The sequence below is a fragment of the Kitasatospora sp. NPDC043950 genome, from assembly GCF_056435345.1.
In genome coordinates this window covers 57,940-78,835 of sequence record NZ_JBWKER010000020.1, presented here as the reverse complement: position 1 = coordinate 78,835, position 20,896 = coordinate 57,940, and the positions used below count along the sequence as shown (strand labels likewise).

At 74.6% G+C, this 20,896-nt stretch carries 14 protein-coding genes; 7 read left to right on the top strand and 7 right to left on the bottom strand.

Going from position 1 to position 20,896, the window contains the following annotated elements; genetic code table 11:
* Positions 1–1,113, bottom strand: a complete 1,113-nt coding sequence (locus AC07BF_RS15815; RefSeq protein ID WP_400984204.1) for an ABC transporter substrate-binding protein — start codon at positions 1,111–1,113, stop codon at positions 1–3.
* Positions 1,114–1,299: 186 nt separating this feature from the next.
* Here AC07BF_RS15815 and AC07BF_RS15810 point away from each other — a divergent pair, with 186 nt between their 5' ends.
* The gene (locus AC07BF_RS15810) at positions 1,300–2,106 is read left to right on the top strand and encodes a helical backbone metal receptor (RefSeq protein WP_478317844.1); all 807 of its coding nucleotides are present in this window, start codon (positions 1,300–1,302) and stop codon (positions 2,104–2,106) included.
* A 49-nt stretch (positions 2,107–2,155) separates the two neighbouring features.
* Entirely contained in the window at positions 2,156–3,184 is a 1,029-nt protein-coding gene (locus AC07BF_RS15805; RefSeq protein WP_363579549.1) for a transglycosylase SLT domain-containing protein, read from the top strand.
* An 88-nt stretch (positions 3,185–3,272) separates the two neighbouring features.
* Here the strand turns inward: AC07BF_RS15805 and AC07BF_RS15800 are convergent, their stop codons facing one another.
* The 3 genes from AC07BF_RS15800 to AC07BF_RS15790 form a co-directional block, all read right to left on the bottom strand.
* Positions 3,273–5,450, bottom strand: a complete 2,178-nt coding sequence (locus AC07BF_RS15800; RefSeq protein ID WP_478333477.1) for a hypothetical protein — start codon at positions 5,448–5,450, stop codon at positions 3,273–3,275.
* Positions 5,451–5,655: 205 nt separating this feature from the next.
* Entirely contained in the window at positions 5,656–7,245 is a 1,590-nt protein-coding gene (locus AC07BF_RS15795) for a lipase maturation factor family protein (RefSeq protein WP_400805270.1), read from the bottom strand.
* A 378-nt stretch (positions 7,246–7,623) separates the two neighbouring features.
* Positions 7,624–8,697: a GAF domain-containing protein gene (locus AC07BF_RS15790; protein WP_363579553.1), complete on the bottom strand. Its 1,074-nt coding sequence runs from the start codon at positions 8,695–8,697 to the stop codon at positions 7,624–7,626.
* A 420-nt stretch (positions 8,698–9,117) separates the two neighbouring features.
* Here AC07BF_RS15790 and AC07BF_RS15785 point away from each other — a divergent pair, with 420 nt between their 5' ends.
* The 5 genes from AC07BF_RS15785 to AC07BF_RS15765 all read left to right on the top strand — a co-directional run bounded on the left by AC07BF_RS15785 (position 9,118) and on the right by AC07BF_RS15765 (position 14,471).
* Entirely contained in the window at positions 9,118–10,392 is a 1,275-nt protein-coding gene (locus AC07BF_RS15785) for an acyl-CoA dehydrogenase family protein (protein ID WP_400804726.1), read from the top strand.
* A 464-nt stretch (positions 10,393–10,856) separates the two neighbouring features.
* Positions 10,857–13,034 (top strand): sensor histidine kinase, encoded by a 2,178-nt coding sequence (locus AC07BF_RS15780; protein WP_478333476.1) that lies wholly within the window; start codon positions 10,857–10,859, stop codon positions 13,032–13,034.
* Entirely contained in the window at positions 13,034–13,465 is a 432-nt protein-coding gene (locus AC07BF_RS15775; protein WP_360205186.1) for a roadblock/LC7 domain-containing protein, read from the top strand. The genes AC07BF_RS15780 and AC07BF_RS15775 overlap by 1 nt, the downstream gene beginning before the upstream one ends.
* Positions 13,462–13,842 carry a DUF742 domain-containing protein gene (locus tag AC07BF_RS15770; protein WP_363579557.1) on the top strand — a complete coding sequence of 127 codons (381 nt, stop codon included), beginning with the start codon at positions 13,462–13,464 and terminating at the stop codon, positions 13,840–13,842. Before AC07BF_RS15775 ends, AC07BF_RS15770 begins: the two co-directional genes overlap by 4 nt.
* 53 nt (positions 13,843–13,895) lie before the next feature.
* Positions 13,896–14,471 carry a GTP-binding protein gene (locus tag AC07BF_RS15765; RefSeq protein ID WP_363579559.1) on the top strand — a complete coding sequence of 192 codons (576 nt, stop codon included), beginning with the start codon at positions 13,896–13,898 and terminating at the stop codon, positions 14,469–14,471.
* Between the two features lie 145 nt (positions 14,472–14,616).
* Here AC07BF_RS15765 and AC07BF_RS15760 read toward each other — a convergent pair whose 3' ends face one another.
* The 3 genes from AC07BF_RS15760 to AC07BF_RS15750 all read right to left on the bottom strand — a co-directional run bounded on the left by AC07BF_RS15760 (position 14,617) and on the right by AC07BF_RS15750 (position 20,895).
* The gene (locus AC07BF_RS15760; protein WP_363579560.1) at positions 14,617–15,096 is read right to left on the bottom strand and encodes a MarR family winged helix-turn-helix transcriptional regulator; all 480 of its coding nucleotides are present in this window, start codon (positions 15,094–15,096) and stop codon (positions 14,617–14,619) included.
* 100 nt (positions 15,097–15,196) lie between these two features.
* Positions 15,197–17,143: a hypothetical protein gene (locus AC07BF_RS15755; RefSeq protein WP_478333475.1), complete on the bottom strand. Its 1,947-nt coding sequence runs from the start codon at positions 17,141–17,143 to the stop codon at positions 15,197–15,199.
* Positions 17,140–20,895: a vWA domain-containing protein gene (locus tag AC07BF_RS15750; RefSeq protein ID WP_400804713.1), complete on the bottom strand. Its 3,756-nt coding sequence runs from the start codon at positions 20,893–20,895 to the stop codon at positions 17,140–17,142. The genes AC07BF_RS15755 and AC07BF_RS15750 overlap by 4 nt, the downstream gene beginning before the upstream one ends.
* Position 20,896: the final 1 nt, after the last annotated feature.

Here is a 20,896-nt window from a genome sequence, read left to right as displayed (position 1 = left end):
CTACTGCCCGTTCTTGACGAGGTCGGGGTGGACGGTGGCGGCGATCTGCCGGACGGCATCGGCGTTGCGCACGCCCGCGATGGTGGTGACCTCGGAGCCGAGCCGCACGAAGTGGCCCTCCTGGACGGCCTTCAGGCCCTGGGTCGCGGGAAAGCCACGCAGGAACGCCTCGGCGTCGTCGAAGGCCTTGCGGGTGGCCTCCTCACTGCCCCGGTTGCGGACGGCGAGCTGGATCCAGTCCGGGTTCTTGGCGACGACGTCCTCCCAGGAGCCGGGCTTGAAGTCGGCGTCGCAGTCGGCGAACACGTTGCGGGCGCCGGCCTGGGTGATCACCGCGTTGGCGACCTGCCGACCGCAGACCGCCACCGGCTGCTTGGTGCCGGCGTCGAAGTCGAAGACGAAGTAGCCGGGCCGCTGCGCCTCCGCAACGCCGGCGAGGGCGGTGCGCACCTCGCCGATCTGCTTCTCCATCCCGGTGACGAGTTCCTCCGCACGGGCGGCCGTGCCGGTGACCGCGCCGAGGCGGCGGATGTCGTTCTCGACCCCGGACAGGTCGGTGCGCGGCGCCTTGGCGGCCTTGGGGGTGCCGGCGCAGGCGGTCGAGAGGAGGTAGACGTGCTGGATGCCGGCCGCCGCGAACTCCTCCTCGCTGGGCCCGGTGGCGCCACCGCCCATCATCGGCATCGCGCCGAAGGTGTCGACGTACAGGTCGGCGCCGGAGCCGAGCAGCTTCTCCTTGGGGATGGTCTTGTCGCCGAGCACCGGCACCTTGGCGCCCTGTTCGGCCAGGGCCGGCGGGAGAGTGCCCTTGCCGGGCGGGAAGCCGGTGCCGATCACCCGGTCGCCCGCGCCGAGTTGGAGCAGTATCTCCAGGGCGGCGGCGTTGCTGGTGACGATCTTGGCGGGGGCCTTGGCGATGGTGGACTCGCGGTCCGCGCAGTCGGCCACCTTGACGGGATAGCCGCCGGCCGGGGCGGTCTGGGCGGCGCCGGCCGCGCCGCGCTCTCCGCCTCCCCCGCCGCCGTTTCCGACGCCGTTTCCGGCGCCGCTTCCGCAGGCCGTGGCGAACAGGGCGACGGCGGCCGCGATTCCGCAGACAACGCGAGGGCGCATGACAATTCTCCTGGTCGGTGATCGTGCTCGGGGCCCGTCCTGCGAACCCGGACCAGGTAGTCGGCCGGACCGTCCGGGGGGTTCCCGGGGATTTCCGCACCGCCCGGCTCCCGTTCACCCGCCGGCCGCTGCCCGTTCGCCGCCCGACCGCCGCCCATCCGCGAACCCCCGGCGTAGGGTGACCGGATGGCCGATCCCACCGTCCTGCGGGACGATCTCGACCTGCCCGTCCGGTTCGGCCCGCGCCCGCCGCGCCGGGTGGTGTCGTTGGTGCCGTCGCTGACCGAGGCGGTCGCCGCCACCGCACCCGGGCTGCTGGTCGGCGCCACCGACTGGTGCAGCCATCCGGCCGACCTGGCGGTCACCAGGATCGGCGGCACCAAGAACCCGGACGTGCCGGGCATCCTCGCCCTCGCCCCGGACCTCGTCCTCGCCAACGACGAGGAGAACCGGCGCCCCGACCTGGACGCGCTGCGGGCGGCCGGCCTGCCGGTCTGGGTCACCGACATCCGCACCCTGGACGACGCGTTCCGCTCGCTCGACCGGCTGCTCACCGCCGCCTGTGCGCTCCCGCGCCCGGACTGGCTGGACCGGGCCGAGGCAGCGTGGTCCCCGGTCCGGCGCCCGCCGGACGGCCCGCGGGCGATCGTTCCGGTCTGGCGCCGCCCGTGGATGGTCCTGGGCCGCGACACCTTCGCCGGGGACCTGCTGCGCCGCCTCGGCCTCCGGCTCGTCCACGCCGGGCACGCCGAGCGCTACCCCGCCATCCCGCTGCCCGAACTGCTCGCCTGCCGCCCTGAGTTGGTGGTCCTCCCGGACGAGCCGTACCGCTTCACGACACAGGACGGCCCCGAGGCGTTCCCCGGCGTCCCGTCGGCGCTGGTCAGCGGACGCCACCTGACCTGGTACGGACCGTCCCTGGTGACGGCGCCGACGGTCCTCGCGCACGCGTTGGACCACCCGTTCGTACGGGGCTCGAACGGCACATCGTAGGATGACCGCCACTCACCGGGACCGCCGGTGACGAGTGGGGGGAACCACAGTGGCAGTCAGCGCATCCCGGAGAGCACTGGTCATGGTGTCGGCCGCAGCAGTCTCGACGGCCGTCCTGGCCGGCTGCGGCACCAAGCACGCCGACAACCACCAGAACAGCGCGCCGGACACCACGGCGGTCGCCGCCACCGGGACGCCGACCGAGACGCCGAGCGCGAGCCCGTCCGCGACCGCCACCCCGACGCCGACCGCCTCCCCGACGGCCAGTGCCTCCCACAGCCCGAACCCGTCCGCGAGCAAGTCCAGCAAGCCCGCCCCGACCACCCCGGCCCCGACCGCCACCAAGCCCGGCGCCCCGAGCAGCCCGCCCGCCGCTCCCACCACACCGCCCCCGGTCGCCAAGCCCGCCGTCGTGGCCCCCGTGCCCGTCGCCAAGCCCGGCCCGGTCGCTCCCCCGCCGCCGCCCGCTCCGCCGACCCCGCACGTCCCGCCGCTGCAGAGCAGCTGCCAGCCCAGCAAGCCCCAGCCCGACGAGCCCAAGGAGGCCGTCGGCGCGGCCCTCGCCACCGCCGCCGGCCAGGCCCGCACGCTCAACCTCAGCAGCGGCGGCACCGACAAGCTCCCGCCGCTGCCCGTCAACCTGGTCAAGGCGATCGCCTGGCAGGAGAGCGGCTGGCAGTCCGGCATCCTCGCCTGCGACGGCGGGATCGGCACCATGCAGATCATGCCGAACACGATCAGCTGGATGAACAGCAAGTTCGGCACCACCTCCGATGCGAAGACCCTCCCCGGGAACGTCCAGCTCGGCACCCAGCTGCTCGACTGGCTGGTCGCCTACTACGGCGACTCCTCCTTCGACGGCAAATACGACCTCTCCCCCGACCCGGCCACCGGCAAGACGCCGCTGCTCGACCTCGTCATCTCCGCGTACAACGCCGGGGCGGGCAACGTGCACTACAACACCGTCACCGACCCGGCCACCGGCCAGGTCGTCGGCAGCCTGGTCATCCCCAACCCGGGATACGTGGCCAACGTCAAGGCGTTGATGACCGGCCAGCCGTGGACCAAGACCGGCTGACAAACCCCCGAACCCGCGCGGGACGGCGGAAGGGCCCGGAACGCGGTCTCGCGTCCCGGGCCCTTCGCCGTTGTTCCCCGCTGGTACGTCAGCCCCGCGCGGTAGTGACGGCGGCGCCCAGCGCCTCCTTGATCCGCGGCCCGAGGCGGGCGAAGCCCAGCTCCTTCATCGCCGCCCGCAGCAGTTCCTCCTCCGTACGCTTCACACCGTCACCGTCCACCCACCGGACGACGGCGAGCAGCTCGTCGGCCGAGTAGGCGGTCACGGGCCGGCCGGGCGTGAAGTCCGGCTTCTCGGGCCGGCCGGCCGCGACGGGCGCGGACTCGACGGCGGGCGCGGACTCGACGGCGGGCGCGGGCTCGACGACCTCGGCCACCGGCTCCGCAACGGCGGCGGGCTCAGCAACGGCGGCGGGCTCAGCAACCGGCTCGACCTCGGCCACCGGCTCCGCGACGGCGACAGCAGGCGCCTCCTCGACGGCCTCGGCCTCAGCCACCGGCTGCACGTCCTCAATGGCCTCGGTCGCTTCAACCGACTCCACGACGACAGCGGCGGGCGCCTCCTCGACGGCCTCAGCCTCGACCACCGGCTCCGCAACAGCGGCAGGCTCAGCAACCGGCTCGACCTCGGCCACCGGCTCCACGACAGCGGCGGGCTCAGCGATCAGCTCAACCTCGGCCACGGGAACCTCGACCGCGTCGACCTCGGCAACCGTCTCAGGCTCCGCAGCTTCCTCGACCTCGACCACCAGCTCCGCAACGGCGACGGCGGGCGCCTCCTCGACGGCCTCGACCTCGACCACCGGCTCCACGACAACGGCAGGCTCAGCGACCGGCTCAACCTCGGCCACGGGAACCTCGACCGCGTCGACCTCGGCAACCGTCTCAGGCTCCGCAGCCGGCTCGATCGTCTCCGGCTCGACGACGGGCGCGTCCTCCAGGAGCGGAGCTTCCTCCGCAAGCTCGACCTCGGCCTTGGCGTCGGCCACGGCCTCGACAGCGGAAACCTCGACGGCGGCCTCGGCCTCCGTGGTTTCCGCGGCCTCCGCCAGGGCGGCGGTCGCGGCGACCACCAGGTCGTCGGCGGCCGGGGACGGTGCCGGGAGGGAGACCACGACAGCGGACGGGGCTTCCTCCGTCACCTCCTCCTCGGCTGCCTCGGCCGTCTCGACCACGGCCTCAGCCTCGCCCGAGTCTGCTTCCGCTTCCGCTTCCGCTTCCGTGTCCGCGTCGGTCACCGTCTCCTCGACCGAAACCGGACCCGGACCCGGAACCGAAGCCGGAACCTCGACGGTGCTGCCCTCCCCCGCGAGCCCATCGCGCTGGCCGCCGGCCAGGGCCTGGCGGGCGGCGAACGCGGCTTCGGCGGCGCGGCGGTCGGCCCGGGCGGCGGCGAGTTCGGTGAGCAGGTCGCCGAGGCCGGCTTCCTCCAGGGTGGTGCGCAGCCCGCGGATGGTGGGCAGGCGGTAGAGCGTGCCCTCGTCCGCGGCGAGCCGCTCGACGAGGTCGACGAGCTCGGCGAAGGCCAGCCCGTCGAGGTCGTGGTCGGGGAGCAGCCGGGCGAGGCCGCGCAGTCCGGTGTTGATCGCCTCGAAGGCCTGGGCGGTCCGCTCGACCAGGGCGCCGTCGGCGGGGACGACCGGCAGGGTGCCGGCGGGGGCGAGGGCGGCCCAGGCGCGGCGCTCGACCTCGGCGGAGGCGAGTGCCTCGTGCAGGTCCTCGCGGCGGATGCGGCGGTCGGCGGCGAGGGCCGTGGCCTGCTTGCGCAGGGAGCGGGCGCGCAGCCAGGAGAGCTTGACGCCGTTCTCGCGGCGCCAGGTGCCGTCCGCGGTGGCGGCGGCGAGGGCGCCGAGGTCGGCGTCGTAGGCGGCGGTGGTGAGGGTGGCGGAGGTGCGGTGGACGCGCTGGAGCATCTCGACGAGGAGTGCGGCCTTGGCGACGGTGTCGGGTTCGTCGAGCTTGGCGTCGGCGGCGAGGACGGTGACGGCGTCCCAGGTCTGGCGGAGGTCGCGGCCACGCAGTTCGGCGAGGGCGGTGGAGCCGGCCCGGGCGTCCTCGGGGGTGGCGACGGTGTCGACGGCCGCGTACCAGGCGTGGGTGTCGGCGGTGAGGGTGAAGGCCCCGAGTTCGGCGTAGCGGCCGAGGTCCTCGCGGAGGTCGGTCTCCGCCGTGGTGGCCTTGGCGTCCTGGGGGTCCTTGACGTCTGCGGCGTCGGCGACGTCCGCCGGGTCGGCTGCGTCGGCGTTGCGCGAGTGAAGCACTGTCATGTGAGGTCCGGTTCTGGGCGACGACGGCGGGGCTGGCGGCGAGGGGGCGGCGGACCGGTTGCGCGGGGTGCCCCGGGGGCGGGGCTGGGGGGCGCGCGGGCGGGCCGCCGGTTGTGGACGCCCAGAATACGGGTGCCCGTTCGAGCCTTGCACGCACCCACCGCCCGACGGGCCGGTGTCGTGTGCCATACCCCCCGCCTGGCCGCTACCCGGGAGGGCCGCACGGGTGGTGGGACGTTGGGCCGGACGGGTACTGGGGCCCACGGCCGTCGGGCCGGGCGGGCGGGGCCCCCGGGCGGGCCCCGGGCCGCCGCAGCCGGTCCAGCGGGACGGCGCGGAGCCGTCGGCCGAGGGGTGGGCGGTACCCGGCGTGGCCGAGGGAGGTGAGGTCGACCGGCGCGAGGTACTCGTGGAGCGCGGTGCGGTGCCACCATGCGCCGGTTTCCCGCAGTTCGCGCCAACTGGTGAACCGGTAGAGGTAGAGGGTCGCCCGGACGTGGGTCGGCGGGGTGCCGGGAAAGGGGTTGTGGCGCAGCAGGCGGAGGGTGGCGGGATCGCCGGCGAGCAGGCGCGCGACGAAGGGCAGGAACCAGGGGCGGGCGTAGGCGGGTGAGATGCCGGCGAACCACATCAGCCAGTCGAGCCGCAGGTGGTAGGGGGCGTACTGGCGCGGGAGACGGCGCACGTCGCCGGGTTTGCCCTTGAAGCCGTACTCGTGCCAGACGGTGTGCGGGGTGAGGGTCGGTTCGTCGGTGCCTTCGACGACGACCTCCTGGCGGACGCGGCTGATGCTGCCGAAGGCGCCGTAGGTGTTGACGAGGTGCAGCCGGTTGAAGGAGCGGTTCATGGCCTGGCGGCGGGAGACGAGGTTGCGGACCGGCCAGTAGCTCAGGACGGCGACGGCCGCGGTCAGGGCGATCACCAGCGCCTCGAACCAGACGGGCGTGGCGGGGTGGACGCGGGCGTGGACGGGCAGTCCGATGCGGGCCGGGTCGACGGCGGCGAGGGCGAGCGTGATCGTGAGCCAGTTGAGCCAGGCGAAGTTGCCCGAGGCGATCAGCCACAGCTGGGTGGCGACGACGGCGCAGGCGGCGTAGCTCGCGACCGGCTGCGGGAGGAGGAGTCCGACGGGGACGACGAGTTGGACGAAGTGGTTGGCGGCGACCTCGACGCGGTGCAGCGGGTCGGGCAGGTGGTGGAAGAACCAGCTGAGCGGCCCGGGCATGGGCTGGGTCTCGTGGTGGTAGCGCAGGCAGGTGAGGTCGCGCCAGCAGCGGTCACCGCGCAGTTTGATCAGTCCGGCGCCGAACTCGACCCGGAAGACCAGCCAGCGCATCAGCCAGAGCACCAGGGTGGGCGGCGCGGTGTCGGCGTTGCCGAGGAAGGCGGCGAGGAAGCCGGCTTCGAGCAGCAGCGACTCCCAGCCGAAGGAGTACCAGGTCTGTCCGACGTTGACGATCGAGAGGTAGAGCCCCCAGAGCACCGCCCACAGCAGGACGGACGCCCAGAGCGGGACGGCGTCGCCGAGTCCGGCGGTCACGGCGGCGGCGAGCGCGGCGCCGCTCCAGGCGACGGCGGCGAAGAAGCGGTCGCTGTAGTGGAGGTGGAACAGTCCGGGCGCGTGGCGGAACGGGACCCGGGCGGTGAAGCGGGGCACCGGCAGCATGCCGTCGCTGCCGATGAGGGCGCGGAACTGTGCGGCGGCGGCGAGGAATCCGATCAGGTAGAGGCCGGCGAGCAGGCGTTGGACGAGCAGTCGGCTCAGCCAGTGGTCGGGGGCGGCGAACCAGTCCATGCGGCCCATGCCTACCATCGGCGGCCGCCGGGCGGGACGCGGCCGGGGTGCGGGCGGGGACGGTTCACCCGCTCGGGCCCGCACCCGGACGGCACCGTGGGGGGGGGGGGCCCCCCCCGGGGGGGGGGGGGGCCGCCCCAAGGGTGGGGGGGGTGGGGTGGTGGGTGATGTGGCGAGAGTGTTGGGTGGGGAGAAGGGACGCCCCCCCCCCCCCCCCCCCCCCCCCCCCCCCCACCCCCTCCCCCCCCCCCCCCCCCCCCCCCCCCCCCCCCCCCCCCCCACGGTGGTGGGTGGTGCGCGGTGGTGCGGATCGGCGAGCGATGGTGCGGAGGGGGACGGCGACGCCGCACGCGGACGGCGGGTCGGCGGGTCGGCGGCTCAGTTCGGCAGGACGAGTCCGGACTCCCCGGCGATGCCCGGGCGGCCGACGGGGGTGGCGCCGTTCTGTTGGAGCCGGTCGACCAGCAGGGCGGCCAGCGTGCCGAGTTCCTCCTCCGTGCGGGACTGCGCGGTGACGTCCATGCCGACGGTGAGGACACCGTTGACCTGGCCGGTGCGCGCGGCCCGCAACGGGGTGCAGGTGAAGCTGAAGACCTGCTGGCCGCGCTGGGCGTCGGGGCGGCCTGACTGGATCCGGACGTCGTTGAGGACGGTGCTGCGCCCGGTGTGGTAGGCCTCGACGATGGCCTGCTGGAGGCCGGCGGCGCCGAGCTGCGGGTAGGCCAGGCCGATCGCGCCGTACGCCACTGGGGCGCCGAAGGTGTCGGCGTGCTGGGCGTTGGCGTAGCGGATCTCCTGCCCGGGGCCGTCGGTCAGCATGATGGGGAACGGGGAGCCGTCGAAGGCGGCGAACATCTCCTGCTGCTGGGCGAGCAGGTTGTCGCGCAGCCGGATCTCGGAGAGCAGCGCCTCGGCGAGGTGCTGGATGTCGCGCAGCCGCTCGCGCCCCCACTGCCGGGGTTCCCGGTCGAGGACGCAGACGGTGCCGATGACGGTGTTGGTGTCGTCGACGAGCGGGGCGCCGAGGTAGGCGCGCACGCCCAGTTCGTCGACGACCGGGTTCCCGGAGAACCGGGGGTAGGCGAGGATGTCGTCGAGCGCGAGGGGGGAGCGCTGGGCGACGACGTGCGGGCAGAAACCGTGACTCAGCGGCATCTGACGGGTGGGCAGGTCGAAGGCGATGCCCCGATCGGCCCAGGAAGCGCCGTCGTCGACCGCGACGTCGTTCGAGTTTGGCGGAATGTAGAGCCCCCGGAACATCTGGCGCTCGTCGTTGATGAAGTTGACCATCGCGATGGGAGCGCGGGTGATGCTGGCGGCCAGGTGGGCGAAGCGGTCGAAGGCCTCGTCCGCGGACGGTTCGTTGAGACCAAGGCTGCGCAGCCTGCGGGTCCGCTCGGACTCCCCGGCGGCACCCGGGAACTGGCCTTGAGTGCTCATCACATCAGTCATGGCGCACATGTAATCAGACATCCGGGCGGTTCGGTGCTCCCGGTCCGGCTCATCGCCGTTGCTGATGGACAGTCAAAGCCGCATGTGAGCGGCCGCTCAGCAGGTTGCCGCGGCGGGTCAAGATCACTTCCCACTCAGAGCCATGGCAAAACTCCTCAGCGTAAGGACGGGCCGATTTCCGCCAATTCAAGATCGACTCTGGGTCAGCACAGGAGGCCCATACGACAATGAGCCCTGCCGAAGACACGGGCGGCATTCCCAATCCCCGGGAAGCCGCCCCGAGTTCCGCATGCACCGATTGCGACGGGGCAGTCGGCCGCCACCACCTCGAACCCCCACTCATCCCCGGGGAGCGGCTGGAGCGACTTCGACAGCACGGACGGAGGCACGGCACATCCACTGACACGAGAGGACCCCAGCATGGCGATGGACTACTTCACCGACGAGCGCCACGAGAGTCTCCGAGCGGAGGTCCGGGAGTTCGCGGAGAAGGAGGTACGCCCGCACGTGGCCCGAATGGAGGCCGAACGGACCGTCGAGTTCGAACTGTCGCGGGAGATCGCCCGGCGGGGCTGGATCGGGGTGACCATTCCGCGCGAATTCGGCGGACTGGGGCTGGGGCACCTCGCCAAGACCGTCATCGTGGAGGAACTCGCCCGGGTCAGCGGCGCCATGGGCGCGGTGGCGCAGGCCTCACAGCTCGGTGTCGCCAAGGTCATCCACTTCGGCTCGGACGTCCAGCGGCGCAAGTGGCTGCCGAGGTTCGCCTCCGGCGAGTCGCTGCCGACCATCGCCGTCACGGAGCCGGAGTGCGGCGGCCACGTGCTCGGCATGTCCGGCACCGCCCGCCGCGAGGGCGACCAGTACGTGCTCAACGGCCGCAAGTGGTTCGTCGGCAACTCCCACATCGGCGACGTGCACGGCGTGGTCCTCCGCACCGGCGAGGGCAGCAGGGGCCTGTCCGCGTTCCTGGTCGAGAGCGAGCGCCCCGGCTTCCGCGTCGGCGAACTCGGCTCGCAGAGCGGCCTGCACGGCTTCAGCTTCGGCGAGATCGTCTTCGAGGACTGCCGCATCCCCGTCGGCAACCGGCTGGGCCTGGAGGGCCAGGGCCTGGACGTCGCCTACTCCTCCTCCACCCTCTACGGCCGGCTCAACCTCGCCGCCGTCGCGCTCGGGATCCACACCGCGATCGTCGAGGACACCGCGCGCTTCGCCGAGGAGCGGGTGCTCTACGGCAAGCCGATCAACCGCCTGCCCAACATCGCGCTGAAGCTCGGCGAGATGCAGTCCAGGCTGATGACCGCCAAGCTGGCCGCCTACCACGCCTCGCACCTGCTCGACCACGGCAAGGCCTGCGATGCCGAGCTGATGAACGCCAAACTCATCAACACCGAGTACGCGCTGGACTCCGCGCGCAACGCCATGGAGATCCACGCCGCCCGGGGCCTGCAAACCGAGTTCAGCATCGAGCGCTACCTGCGCGACGCCACCCACGTCTACCCGCCGGCCGGGACCTCGGACGTCCAGCGGCTGCGGCTCGGCCAGGTCGCCTGCGGCACCTACGGCAAGCAGTGGTCGGCGGAGCTGTCCGACCTGGCGAGCTGGGCGTGGACCGAACTGTCCCAGCGGGAGGCCGCAGTGGAGCTTCAGGCCATCGGCGGCGGGCAGGTGGTACCGATACCGCTGGCGGGCTGAACCGGCGCTGCGCACCGACGGACCTGTACACCGACCGACCTGCGCACCGGCGGACCGGCGGGCCGGGCTGTCGGGCGAGGGCGAACGTTCGGCGCGGCGGTGAATTGACCTGTTCCTGACGACTCTCCGGGAGGTTCTCCCGGCCCCCGGAGAGCCGTCCGCGCACCGCCCACGCGCCGCCCGCGGCCGACGTGAGCTGCGACGTTCCGCCGGCGGACACTCCTTCCGGGCACCTCCGCCATCGCCATCACCCGCCCACATATCGTCAGTTGATGTTGCGATGAGGGCACTTGGGACTGATACCGTTCCTGCCGTCGGCGGCCGTGCTGCACCCCCGCCCGGGCGATGACACCGCGTCACCCCGTCCGGCCACCCCGGCCGTGGCGCCCTGAAGCCCCGGCCGGACCTCGTTCAGGCCGACCCGCCGTTCGGCCCAGCGACTCGGCCCTGCAACAAGGAATCAGATGCCAGGCATATCGGCCCCCCGCACGGCCCACCGCGCCGGCCGGTCCGGCTCGCTCCGCAGCTCGCTCCTCGCCCTCGTCCTGGTCCCCAGCCTGGGCCTCGCCGCCGCCTGGGGCTACGCCGCCTACCTGCTGCGCGGCGCCGAACACCGCACCACCGTGATCGCCGGAAGCGCCGTCGTCGCCCTGGTCCTGCTGATCAGCCTGGTCCACGGCATCCGGACCGCGCGAACCCTGTCCGCCCGCCTCGGCGCACTGCGCGCCGACACCCTCGCGCTCGCCCAGGACGAGATCCCCGAGGTCGTCGGACGGCTGCGCGCCGGGGAGCCCGTGCCCACACCGCCCGCCTGGTCGCCGTCCCGCCGGACCGGCGACGAGGTCCAGCAGACCTCCGACGGCCTCGCCGCCGTCCGCCAGGCAGCCGTCGCCGCCATCATCCACCAGGCCCAGGGCCGCGAGGGGACGAAGAAGGTCTTCCTCAACATCGCCCGCCGCACCCAGATCCTGATCCACCGGCAGATCAGCATGCTCGACGCCCTGGAGCGCGAGCACGAGGAACCCGAGCTGCTGCGCGAACTGTTCGCGGTCGACCACCTCGCCACCCGGATGCGGCGCAACGCCGAGAACCTCGTCATCCTCGGCGGCGCCCTGCCCGCCCGGCGCTGGCGCAACGCCGTGCCCATGGTCAACGTGCTGCGCAGTGCCGTCTCCGAGACCGAGAACTACGCCCGCGTCGTCGTCCAGGGCGTGCCGCGCGCCTCACTCAGCGGACAGGCCGTCGCAGACGTCATCCACCTGATCGCCGAACTCATCGAGAACGGCACCACCTTCTCCCCGCCGTACACCCAGGTGCAGGTCTCCGCGCAGGAAGTCCCCAAGGGCCTGGCGGTCGAGGTCGAGGACCGCGGCCTCGGCATGGGCGAGGACGAGTACGAGCGGCTCAACGACTACCTGGCCAACCCGCCCGAGCTGGACGTCTCCGCCCTCGGCGACGACCTGCGCCTCGGCCTGTTCGTCGTCGCACGGCTGGCCGCCCGGCACGACATCCAGGTCACCCTGCGGCCCTCGCCCTACGGCGGCACCCGGGCCGTGGTGCTGGTGCCGTCGGTGCTGCTGGAGCAGGCCGAACAGCCGGCCGCCATGGCCGGGCTGCCGTCCGGCGCGCGAGTCACCCGGACCCCCGTCCCCGAGCCCCTGCGGGCGGCGGGCGGCAACGACCCCGGCGGTCCGGACGGGGGGCTGACCGGCGCGCTCGCCGGAGTGCTCGGCGGGCTGATCGGCACCGGACCGGGCGCTCCGGCGCCCGGGGCCGAGCCGGGTGCGCCCGGCGGGCCCGGCGAGCCCGGGGCTGGTGGTGTCGCCGGCGGCCTGGTGGCGCCTGGCGTTCCCGGAGCTCCTGGTGTTCCCGGCGCGCCTGGCGTTCCCGGTGTGCCCGGTGTGGGTGGTGTGCCCGGTGCGGGTGGCAGCGGTGTGATCATCGGCGAACTGCTCGCCCAGTACCCCCTGGAGGGCGGCCCGGCCGGGGGAGCCGCCCCCGGCCCGGCCAACGGCGGTCTGCCGGTCGGTGCCGAGATACCCGGACTGCCCGGGGCCGTGGTCGTCCCCCGGCCCGTTCTCCCGCGCCCGTACGAGGCCCCGTCCGACAGTTCGCCCGGTGAGCCGTCGGCCGACGGCCGTGCTGCGGACGTGCCGGCCGGAACCACGGCCGGGACCACGGCCGGGCCCTTCTACGGTGCCACCGCCGAGCCCCCTGCGCCCGCGCACGAACGCGCCCAGGAGGAGCAGTTGAACCACGGACCGGACGGCGAACTGCGCACCCCGCGGGTCCTGCCGCAGCGGGTCCGCAACGCCAGCCTCGCCGAACAGCTCCGCGAGGCCCACGCTCCCGGCGCCATGCCGCCCCCCGTGGTCGGCCCGCCGACCCAGGCCGGGCCCTGGCACGGAGCCGCCGGGGCCACCGGAGAAACCGGGGCCGCCAGGGCCGACGACCCGTCGCCACAGCGATCCCGCACCACCATGGCCGCCATCCAGCGCGGCACCCGGACCGCCCGCGCGGCCGACCCCGACGCGCCGACCAGCCCCACCGCCCCCCAGGCGCCCGCCGCGCCCCACTTCCCGGCCGCACCTTCCGCCGCCCGGGAAGCCTCCGCCGTTCAGGAAGCCAAGGAACAGCAGTGATGACGCAGCACACCGACACCCAGCGCGACCTCAACTGGCTGCTGGACCAGCTGGTGGCGCGGGTACCCGAGACCCGGCACGCCATCGTCCTCTCCGAGGACGGCCTGCTGGTCGGCATGTCCCAGGGTCTCGACCGGGCCGACGCCGAACACCTCTCCGCCGTCGCCTCCGGCCTGCAGAGCCTCGCCCGCGGCGCCGGCCACCGCTTCAACGGCGGCCGGGTCCGGCAGACCGTGGTCGAGATGGACCAGCTGTTCCTGTTCGTCACCACCGCCGGGCAGGGCGCCCGGCTCGCCGTCCTCACCAGCGAGCAGGTGGACGCCGGGCTGATGGCCTACGAGATCAACATGCTGGTCAAGCAGGTCGGCCAGTACCTCACCGCGGCGCCGCGCAGCGACGCAGGCCAGGCCGGCGCGGGCGGCGGTGCGTGACCGCCGACGCCGACGAGGCCTGGTTCTACGACAAGGACGCAGGCCATCTGGTCCGCCCCTACGCGATCACCAACGGGCGCACCGGCCCGGTCCGTGACGGATTCGCGCTGATCACCCTGGTGGTCACCTCCGACCCGCGCACCGACACCAGCCGGCTCACGCCCGAACCGGCCGCGATCCTCGACCTGTGCCGCGAACGCCCGCTGGCCGTGGCCGAGATCGCGGCCACCCTCGACCTGCCGGTCAGCGTCGTCAAGGTGCTGCTCGACGACCTCGCCGAGGCCCGGCTGATCCTCACCCGCGCCCCGGTCCAGCTCGCCGAGGCGCCGGACATCTCGCTGATCCAGGCCGTGATCGAGGGCGTCCGCCGGCTCTGACCCTGCGGACCCGACCGCCCCGCACCTCTCAGTCCCACTCCAGGAGAACCGAATTGACGACCCAGAGCCTGGTGCCGGGCGCGGTCAAGATCCTCGTCGCCGGCGGCTTCGGCGTCGGCAAGACCACCATGGTCGGCTCGGTCAGCGAGATCGAACCGCTGCAGACCGAGGAGCGGATGACCCGCGCCAGCATCGGGGTCGACAGCCTCGACGGCGTCCAGGGCAAGTCCACCACCACCGTGGCGATGGACTTCGGCCGGATCACCGTCCGCGAGGACCTGGTGCTCTACCTGTTCGGCACACCCGGCCAGTTCCGGTTCTGGTTCATGTGGGACGACCTCGCGCTCGGCGCCCTCGGGGCGATCGTCCTCGCCGACACCCGGCGGCTCGAATCCAGCTTCGCCGCCGTGGACTTCTTCGAGCAGCGCGGCATCCCGTTCGCGATCGGCGTCAACTGCTTCCACGGCCGCCGCGACGCCAGCCCCGAGGACGTCCGGCGCGCCCTTGACCTCGACCCCGAGGTCCCGATCGTGCTCTGCGACGTGCGGGAACGGGCGTCCAGCAAGGAGCTGCTGCTCGCCTTGCTCGACCAGGTGCACCGCAACGCCCTGTCCGCCGGGCGGCGTTGAGCGTCCGGTCCGTACGGGCTTGCCGGCTTGCCGGGGCCGGCGCCGACCTTGATGTCGGGGTCGGGGTCGGGGGCCAGGTCGGGGTCGGGGGTCAGGTCAGGGCCGGGGTTCAGGCGTTGGCCGGGGTTCAGGCGTTGGCCAGGGTTCAGGCGTTGGCCGGAGTGCGGCCGGTGAGCCCGGCCGGGTCGTCGAGTCCGGAGAGCGCGTGGACCAGCGGTGCCAGCTCCGGCACCTCGGCGGCCTGCGCCAGCGTCGCCTCCAGGGTGGCGTCGTGCACCGGGCGGGCGGACGTCAGCAGGGTGCGGCCCTCCGGCGTCAGCTCGGTGTAGATCCCGCGCCGGTCGTCGGCGCAGAGGTAGCGGCTGAGCAGCCCACGGTCCTCCAGCCTGGTCACCAGGCGGGTCGTCGCGCTGCTGCTCAGCGCCGCGGCGCGGGCCAGCTGCTGCATCCGCATGTGCCACCCGTCCTGCCGCGACAGGGCGTCCAGCACCGTGTACTCGACCACCGAGAGCCGGTGCTCCGCCTGCAGCGCCTTCTCCAGCGCCGCGTCGATCAGCCCGTGCAGCGCGGCGAGAGTTCGCCAGCCACGGGCCCGGACCTCGGCCGCGTCGTCGCGGATACCCATAGCTCGCCTTCCCTTCCACGTCCCTGCACGTCTCGCGACGTCTTCCCTGCGACAAGTATGCCAGCCGACGCGGATTAGCTGTCTATGCAAATACTTTTCCTTATACCTCCCCCCGATGCCGGTCCAGAGCGGGCTCCCCGGCCCAGGCGGCGGCGCAGAGCGCGGCGGCCAGCTCCTCCGTGTAGCAGGCGGCCGCCAGCCAGGACCCAGCGAAGGCGTCGTGGTCGTCCGGGACCACCCGGCCGAACACGTCGCGGCGCCGGTCGGCCGCGGCGGCCCGCAGGGCGTCCAGGAGCTCGGCGGCCGTCACCAGCCCGGCGGCGCGCAGCAGGCTCCCGTCGGCGGCCGCCGTGGCCGCGCTCGGGGCCAGGGCGTGGCGCCCCGTGGTGACCGCCTGCTCGACCCGGCGGCCGAGCACGTGGACGGGTGGACCGTAAGGGGCCTCGTTCGGGAGACCAGCCGGGAAGCCGGGCCCGGCATCGGCGGGTGCGGCGGTCCGCTGGTCGGCGGTCCGGAGGTCGGCGGTCTGGAGGCGTTCGAGGCCGAGATTGACCCGGTCGGCCCGGTCCGCGGGGACGGCGAGCGAGGGAAGGCCGGGGATCTCGGGGGCCATCGAGGGCTCCGGGGGTGTACCGATCGCGAGCAGGCGAAGCTCCGGCCGGTCCGATCGCTCCAGACGGCCGATCACCCGCAGCCGCAGGCCGGGCGCGGTGGCGAGCAGTGCGAGGTTCGCCCGGAAGGCCAGCCCCGGGTGCTCGTGCCCCGTGCACAGACCGACCACCAAGCCGCCGTCGGCGCCGTCGGCACCGCCCTCGCAGCGCGCCAGCAGCCTCGGCGCCCCGCCCGGGCCGGCCGGAGCCGGGCCCAGCAGAGTCACGTCCAGGAACAGCAGGTCGCTCCCGGCCGGACGGCCCTCGTACGGCAGCGGCTCCGCCGCGAGCACCCGCGCCACCTGGGCGGCCGCCGGTTCGGCCCAGAGCGCGGCCACCGGCTCCGCCGTCCACGCCGCGCCCGCCGCCCGAACCGCCCGGACGGAAGCACCCGCGCCCAGCCGCCCGGCGGCGGACCGGGTGGCGCCCTGGACGGCCAGCCCGGCGCGGCTGAACTCCCGGTGGCTGAGCGGGGCCTCCCCCAGCCGGACCGTCCGGTTGCCCGCACCGACCGCCTGCGGGGCCGCGTCCGCCGCATCACCGTGCGGCATCACCTCGGCCACCGTGCTGAGCCGCCCCCCGGCGTCCACCGCCCAACTCACCACTCCCGCATGCGTGGCCGTCAGCACCGGCTCGGCGAAGAGCCCGTACAGCCGCAACCCGCCCTCCTCGCCGTACGCCTGGCGGGCGGTGCCGCGCAGCTCGGAGACCGGGCCGCAGCCGGTGCTCAGAGCGGTGGTCAGGTCCAGCAGCTCACGCAGACCGGCCACCAGGTCCGCCAGCCGGTGGTCCGGCGCCCCGGACCGGGCCGCGCGCACCCTCGTCACCACCGCGACCGCCGCCACGGCCGGGCGGTACAACCCCGCCAGCCGCGCCCGGTGGGCCGCCCGCAGCAGCTCGGCCTGCGCGACCGCCCCCGCGCCGCTCACCCCGGCGGCCAGCACGGCACACCCGGCCCGGTGGAGATGATGGGCCGCCGCCACCTCCACCGGGGTGGGCCCGGCCTCGGGCTTCGCCTCCTCCGAGGACGCTGGGGCGGCCTCGGTCGGCGTGACCTCCTCGGTCTCCTCGGTCTCCTCGGCCAGCTCGGCCAGCTCGGCCAACGGGCAGAGCGTGACCGCAGCGGCCCGGTGCACGCAGGCCGGGGCCAGCAGGCAGCCGCAGCGCACGTCGGCCGCATCCGCGACCACCGCGCCCGGGGCGTGCAGCACGAGCGCCGTCTCCTCGTCCACCTCCACCCGCCACTCGTCGCCGCAACGGATCACCGGCCGCTCCGCCAGCTTCGCCGCCGCGCCGTCCAGCCGCTTCTGCAACCGGGCGCTCAACCCGGCCACCACCTCCGCGACCACCTCCGGCCGGACCACCGGCCAGCCGCTCGTCCGCTCCGTCACACTCATCGCACCTTCTCCCCCACCCAGCGGGCCAGTTCCAGCGGACTCAACGCCGCCACGGGCATGCCGGCCGCGACCAGCTGGCCCGCGACCGCCTTCGAATAGCGGGCCGTCCCCGTGTCGTCCAGCGCCGCGCAACCGAGCAGGTGCACACCGGAATCCACCAGTGCCCGGGTCTGGGCCAGCAGCCCGCCCACCGGACCGCCCTCCTCGAAGTCGCTGACCACCACGACCAGCGTCCGGGACGGCACCGTCACCAGCTTCCGCGCGTACCGCAGGCCGCCCGCGATGCTGGTGCCACCACCGATCCGCACCTCCAGCAGCACACTCAGCGGATCCTCCACCCGCTCGGTCAGGTCGACGATCTCGGTGGAGAACGCCACGAAGTGGGTGCTCAGCGAAGGCACTCCGGCCAGGATCGACGCCGTCAGCGCCGCCCAGACCGTCGACGCCTCCATCGACCCGGAGACGTCCACGACCAGGATCAGCCGCCAGTCGGCCGACTGCCGGGCCCTGGTCCGGAACACCGGGCGCTCGGGCACGATGAGCGTGCCGCCGTCCCCCGACGGGCGGGCCGTGGCGAGATTGGCGCGAATGGTCCGGTCCAGGTCCAGTCCGCCACCCGGCCGACGCGTCGGACGCGGCACGCTGATCCCGGTCAGCGCCGGACGCAGCCTGGTCGCCAACGCGCGCGTCAGCTCGTCCACCAGACGCCGCACCAGCGGACGCAGCCGCGCCACCCTCGCCTCCGGCAGGCCGCCCGCATGCTCCAACACCGTGCGCAGCAAGTCGACCGACGGGCGGACGGCGCCCGGCTCGATCGCCTCCAGGACGTCCGTCCGGCCCTGCGCCACGGCGGCCGCCAGCACCTCCTCCCGAACGCCCGGCCCGAACAGCGCCGACAGTTCCTCGGCCCACTCCCGTACCCCCGGAAAGGGCGCCTCGCGGCCTCCTCGCCCGGACCGCCCGTCCAGGCCCGGGCCGGAGCCCTCGCCTCGCCCGCTGCCGTACAACTCGTCCAGGGCGGTGGCGAGTCGGGCGCAACGCCCGTTCAGGCCACCGCTGCCGGGGCGGCCGAGGAGCAGCCGCCAGCGCTCGGCCGTCGCGAGGGCGTGCCGCGTGGCGACGGGTGCGGAAGGTAGAGGGCCGACGTGGTGCGGAGGCTCGGGCACCGGGTCGTCCCCGGGCGCCGGCAGCAGGCCGCGCCGGGCCAGCGCCGCGCGGGCGGCCAGATCCGCGCGGACCCAGCCGGCCACCACCGCCGGTGGGACGTCCTCGGGCAGGCTCGCGAGCCGGGTGCCCAGACGTTCCTCGACCAGGACCAGCAACCGGTCCCGGGCGGCCGGACTGAGCGCGTCGAAGCCGCCGCGCAACGCCGGCAGCCGGTCCAGGAAGGCGGCGTCGGGCAGCGAGGTGATCCGCTCCAGCACGGGCTCCAGCGCCTCCGGTGCGGCGGCGAACAGCCCCTCCGCCGCCGTCAGCAGGCCGACCAGCCCCCGACCGAGCGCGTGCCGGGCCTCCGGACCGGTCGCCCCGTCCACCCACGAAGCCGCCCGCCCGCCCAGCACCTCCGCCCGCTCCCGGCCCAGCAGCACCCGCACCGCTCCGACCGCACCTCGCACCAACGGACTCCCCCGGTCCGCGAGTTCGGCCAGCACGTGCCCCAGCCGCAACCCGCCGTCCAGGTCCGCCCGCCGCGCCAGCTCCACCAGTGCCCGCGCATCCGCCGGATCGTCCGACCCGCCCAGCCCCTCCAGCTGCCGTACGGCCGCCACGGTCAACACCTCGCCCACCGCCCCCAACCGCCCCGCCCGCACGGCCGACGACCCGCCCGCATCGGGTGCATCGGGTGCATCGGGTGCATCGGGTGCATCGGGCAACGGTGCGGAGCCGTCGGAGCCGTCGGGGGTGTCGGGTGAGGGGTATCCCGGGAGGTGGCCGGCGGCGAGGCGGTCGAGGAGGGCCAGGGCGTCGAGGAGTTCGGGGAGGGTGCCGGAGGACGGGAGGACGGCGGCGAGTTGGGTGAGGCGGGTGTCGGCGAGGGCCGGGAGGCCGCAGGCGGCCGCGTCGGTGAGGCCTTGGAGGACCTCGCGGGCGGTGGGACCGTCGGCCTGCTGTTCTCGGCGGAGGCGTTCGCGCAGGGTGCCTTCGGCGGCCTGCGCGGGAGTGACGCCCCGGGTGCCCGCGACGGTGAGCATCGCGGCAGTGGCCGGGGTCCAGTGGAGGCTCCAGCGCGTGCCGATGGTTTCGGTGCCGCCCGCGCCGGTGGTGGTGACGGGGTCGGCATAGGGGACCCCGCAGGTGGTGAGGCGGTGGAGGAGGATCTCGCGGCGGCGGTCGAGGGGGGTGCGCAGCGGGTCGAGGCGGAGTTCGCGGGGCTCGGGGTCGGCGGGGCCGGGGAGGCCGAGGTCGGCGAGGAGGGTTTCGACGGCGGGGGCGAGCCCGCTGCGCGGGGCCGCGGGGGTGGCGCGGCCGGTTCGGGTGCCGACCAGGACGCGTTCGAGCGCCCGGGCGACGGCCCGGCCGCGGCCGAGGGGTTCGCCTTGGGCGAGGACGGTCTGGACGGCTTCGACGAGTTCGCCGCGGCCGGGGGCCGCGTGGCCGCGCAGGCGGGCGAGGTCTCCGGCGAGGCGGACGATCTCGCGGGCGTCGGCCGGGCCGGAGGGGTGGTCCTGGCTGCGCAGTGCCTCGCAGATCCGGACGGCGGTGGTGGTGAGGGCCAGGGTGAGGCGGTCGGGGTCGCCGCCGGCGTCGAGGACGGTGTGCTGCCACTCGGGATCGCGGATGCCCGCCGGATAGCCGGAGCGGGCGTCGAGCAGCGGGTACGTGTAGGGGATCAGGGAGAGGGCGTGCCCGAGGTCGTCCGGGTGCGGCGGTTCCTCGGTGGCGGCGGGCCCGTCGAGCAGGGCGGGCGCGTGGAAGGCACCGACGACGGCGGCGACCCGGCGCCCGTCGGCCGCCGCGGCCCGGATCCGGGCCCGCATCCAGGCTTCGCGCCGCAGGTCGTACGGGTCGACGCCGGAGCCGGTCTCGGCGTCGCGGCGCAGCGCCCAGCCGACCAGCAGGGCGGCGCGCCGGACGGCGTCGGGGGTGGAACCGGGGGCTGCGGTCTCGACGAGGCGGTCCCACAGGTCGTCGTCAAAGGCGCGCCCGGTGAGGCGGTGGCGCAGCGCGTCGGCGACGCCGGGGGTGCCTGGGTCGTCGGCGACGGGCTGTTGTTCCCCGTGGAGTGTGGTGCGGTGGGCGAGCGGGAGGTCGCAGGCGAGTGTCTCGACGCCGTTGCGCCGGGCCCAGCGCAGGGCGACCAGCTCCGGGGAGAAGTCGGCGAACGGGTAGAAGGCGAGCCGGCCGGGGCCGGAATCGGCCGCGGTGCCCCGACCGCCCTCGCGGCCGGCCGGGGCGGCCGCGAGGGCGACGGGGGCCTGGGTGGCCTCGTCCGCCAGCCAGCCGAGCCAGGGCTGGAACTCGGCGGGGAGTTCGACCAGCACCACCTCGGGCTTGGCGGCGTCGAGCAGCGCGGGGAGGACCGCGCTGAGCGACGGCGCGTGGTGCCGCACGCCGATCAGGTAGGGCCCGGGCCGGTCGGTGCCGGAGGCCGCCAGTTGGTCGGCCGCGGCCCGGACGGCCTGGCGCGGGTCGTCCAAGCCGTCCAGGCCGTCCAGGTGGTCAGGACCGAGCGGACGGGCGGGGCCGTCCTGGTGGTCGCGGCCGGCCTGGCGATCAGGGCCGGCCGGGGCGGGCGTCACCGTGCTGGTCATG

What these genes read in the sequence shown, in the direction of transcription:
- AC07BF_RS15800 (WP_478333477.1), bottom strand. Translation starts at nt 5,450, where the DNA reads ATGACAGTGCTTCACTCGCGCAACGCCGACGCAGCCGACCCGGCGGAC.
- AC07BF_RS15760 (WP_363579560.1), bottom strand. Translation starts at nt 15,096, where the DNA reads ATGGGTATCCGCGACGACGCGGCCGAGGTCCGGGCCCGTGGCTGGCGA.
- AC07BF_RS15790 (WP_363579553.1), bottom strand. Translation starts at nt 8,697, where the DNA reads ATGACTGATGTGATGAGCACTCAAGGCCAGTTCCCGGGTGCCGCCGGG.
- AC07BF_RS15795 (WP_400805270.1), bottom strand. Translation starts at nt 7,245, where the DNA reads ATGGACTGGTTCGCCGCCCCCGACCACTGGCTGAGCCGACTGCTCGTC.
- AC07BF_RS15775 (WP_360205186.1), top strand. Translation starts at nt 13,034, where the DNA reads ATGACGCAGCACACCGACACCCAGCGCGACCTCAACTGGCTGCTGGAC.
- AC07BF_RS15810 (WP_478317844.1), top strand. Translation starts at nt 1,300, where the DNA reads ATGGCCGATCCCACCGTCCTGCGGGACGATCTCGACCTGCCCGTCCGG.
- AC07BF_RS15755 (WP_478333475.1), bottom strand. Translation starts at nt 17,143, where the DNA reads ATGAGTGTGACGGAGCGGACGAGCGGCTGGCCGGTGGTCCGGCCGGAG.
- AC07BF_RS15785 (WP_400804726.1), top strand. Translation starts at nt 9,118, where the DNA reads ATGGCGATGGACTACTTCACCGACGAGCGCCACGAGAGTCTCCGAGCG.
- AC07BF_RS15780 (WP_478333476.1), top strand. Translation starts at nt 10,857, where the DNA reads ATGCCAGGCATATCGGCCCCCCGCACGGCCCACCGCGCCGGCCGGTCC.
- AC07BF_RS15815 (WP_400984204.1), bottom strand. Translation starts at nt 1,113, where the DNA reads ATGCGCCCTCGCGTTGTCTGCGGAATCGCGGCCGCCGTCGCCCTGTTC.
- AC07BF_RS15750 (WP_400804713.1), bottom strand. Translation starts at nt 20,895, where the DNA reads ATGACCAGCACGGTGACGCCCGCCCCGGCCGGCCCTGATCGCCAGGCC.